General features: G+C 69.9%; 2 protein-coding genes and 1 pseudogene. 1 reads left to right on the forward strand and 2 read right to left on the reverse strand.

Annotated elements, in window-relative coordinates; all coding sequences use genetic code 11:
- Together KZA10_RS12845 and nudC are read right to left on the reverse strand one after the other, a co-directional pair.
- The coding region (locus KZA10_RS12845; RefSeq protein WP_218683067.1) for an ATP-dependent helicase at window positions 1-1,105 on the reverse strand (1,105 nt) is incomplete at its 3' end.
- Window positions 1,102-1,983, reverse strand: coding sequence for an NAD(+) diphosphatase (gene nudC, locus KZA10_RS12850; protein ID WP_218683068.1), 882 nt, complete (start codon window positions 1,981-1,983; stop codon window positions 1,102-1,104). The genes KZA10_RS12845 and nudC, both read right to left, overlap by 4 nt.
- Window positions 1,984-2,047: 64 nt before the next feature.
- Here nudC and KZA10_RS18745 point away from each other — a divergent pair.
- A pseudogene (locus KZA10_RS18745) lies at window positions 2,048-2,256 on the forward strand (hypothetical protein); the annotation flags it as partial.

Here is a 2,256-nt window from a genome sequence, read left to right on the forward strand (position 1 = left end):
CGATGCCCTCGGCGGCGAGCGCCTGCTGCAGCACAGCGGACTGCGCGTGAGCGCGATAGAGCACGGCGATCTCCGACGGCGAGGCCCCAGCCTCGATGCGCGCGGAGATCGACGCGGCGATCCCCGCGGCTTCCTCCCCCTCCGTCTCGTATGCGGTGACGGTCGGCGCATCCGCGGTGAACTGCTCCCGTGCCGGTACGAGCTCCAGCGCTCCGGGCCGGCCGTGCATCAGAGCGTTGGCTGCGGTGAGGATCGGCGGCTGCGAGCGGTAGTTCGTCTCCAGACGCACGACGGTGGCGTCCGGGTGACGGCGCTCGAACTCGAGCAGGAAACGCTGCTCCGCGCCGGCGAAGGAGTAGATGGTCTGGCTGGCGTCGCCGACCACGCAGATGTCGTGCCGGTCTCCGAGCCACAGCTCCAGCAGGCGGTTCTGCAACGGGGAGACGTCTTGGAACTCGTCGACCGTGAAGTGTCGGTACTGCTCGTGGACGGATGCGGCGACGCGCGGCTCCGCCTCCAGCATGCCCGCACAGGCGAGGAGCACGTCTTCGAAGTCGAGCTGGCGACGATCGTCCTTCAACGCCTCGTACCCGCGCATCAGCTCGATCAGCTGCCCCGCGTCGACCCCGCTGATCGGACGGCCGAGCGCTGCGTACTGGTCGATCGACAGCATCGACACCTTGCGCCACTCGATCTCGGAGGCGATGTCGCGAAGCGTCGCGGTGCTGGGACGGAGCCGGATCGCGTCGGCCGCCTGCCCCAGCATCCGCACCTTGTTGTCGATGATGGATGGCGCGGGCGATCCGGCCAGCGTGGGCCAGAAGAAGTTCAGCTGCGCGAGTGCGGTCGCATGGAACGTGCGGGCGGCGACGCCTTCGACACCGAGCGCCCGCAGGCGGCCGCGGAGCTCTCCCGCCGCTTTCGCGGTGAAGGTGACCGCCATGACGCGCGAGGGAGAGTATGCGCCGGTGTCGACGCCGTGTGCGATGCGATGCGTGATCACCCGGGTCTTTCCGGTCCCCGCTCCGGCGAGCACGACGACGGGACCACGCAACACGGATGCCGCTGCCCGCTGCCGCTCATCGAGGGCATCGAGTGCGCTCACGCGCGATCCTCGTACCAGTCGACGATCAGCGCACGGGCGATCGACGCCGGCCCCGGAAGCCCCACCGGGCCGTGTCCGGCGAGCGCGGTACCGATCTCGGCACGCGTGAACCAGCGCACCTCGATGATCTCCTCGCCGTCGGCGCGCGCCGCGGACTCGTCGTCGACAACGGCACGGAAGCCGACCATGAGCGATCGCGGGAACGGCCAGGCCTGCGAGGAGACGTACCGCAGGGCGGAAAGACGCACCCCCGATTCCTCCTCGATCTCGCGATACGCGGTCGACTCGAGCGATTCCCCCGCCTCGGTGAAACCCGCGAAGCAGGAGAACATGCGCCCGCCCCAGTTGGCATTGGCGCCGAGCAGGAACCGCTCGCCGTCTCTGCTCTCGACGGCGACGATCACGGCTGGATCCGTGCGCGGGAAGTGCTGGCGTGCGCACACGAGGCAGCGTCGCGACCATCCGCCCTGCTGCAGCTGGGTCGCCCCACCGCAGGTCGGACAGAACGGCGCGTCCCGAAGCCATCCGGCGAGGGCGATGGCGCCGATCAGGAGCTCGGACTCCTGCCCGTCGATGCGACCGCCGAGATCACGCAGGCCGAGCCAGATCTCGTCCGGGGCGGTGTCGAGCGCGTCGCTCTCCGGCGGTGCGGCGGCGAGGAGCAGCACGGTGCCGTCGGCATCGCGTGCGAGAAGAGCCCAGCTCGCCTCGACGACCTCGTCAGGGGTGACGCGCAGCAGCGCGGAATCCACGACCCTGACCCGGCCCTCGCGCACGACGATCACACGGGTCGCCGGGTCGTTTCGCAGACGATCGAGCACGTCCGGCTCCTCGCGGAGTTCGGCTGCACGATCGAGGGATGGGCGCGGAATGGTCATCGACTCCCTCTCTCACGGGCGTGGCGGAGGCGGGACCGCCCCTGAGCCGACCTACCCTGGGGGCATGGGACGCTCTCCTTTCACTCTAGCCGCGGCAGTGACCGCCGCACTGCCCGGGGCGGAGGTCACGGGTGCGCGCAGTCTGTCCGGCAGCTACTCGACGTCGCTGACGTTCTTCCTGTGGACCATCCTCCTTCTGGGCGGGGCGGCCACGGTGTTCGGACCGACGCTGGGCGCCGTGCTGTTCTGGGTGGTGTTCGCCTTCATGGCCAA

This window comes from Microbacterium sp. BF1 (assembly GCF_019279095.1).
GTDB classification, from domain to species: Bacteria; Actinomycetota; Actinomycetes; order Actinomycetales; family Microbacteriaceae; genus Microbacterium; species Microbacterium maritypicum.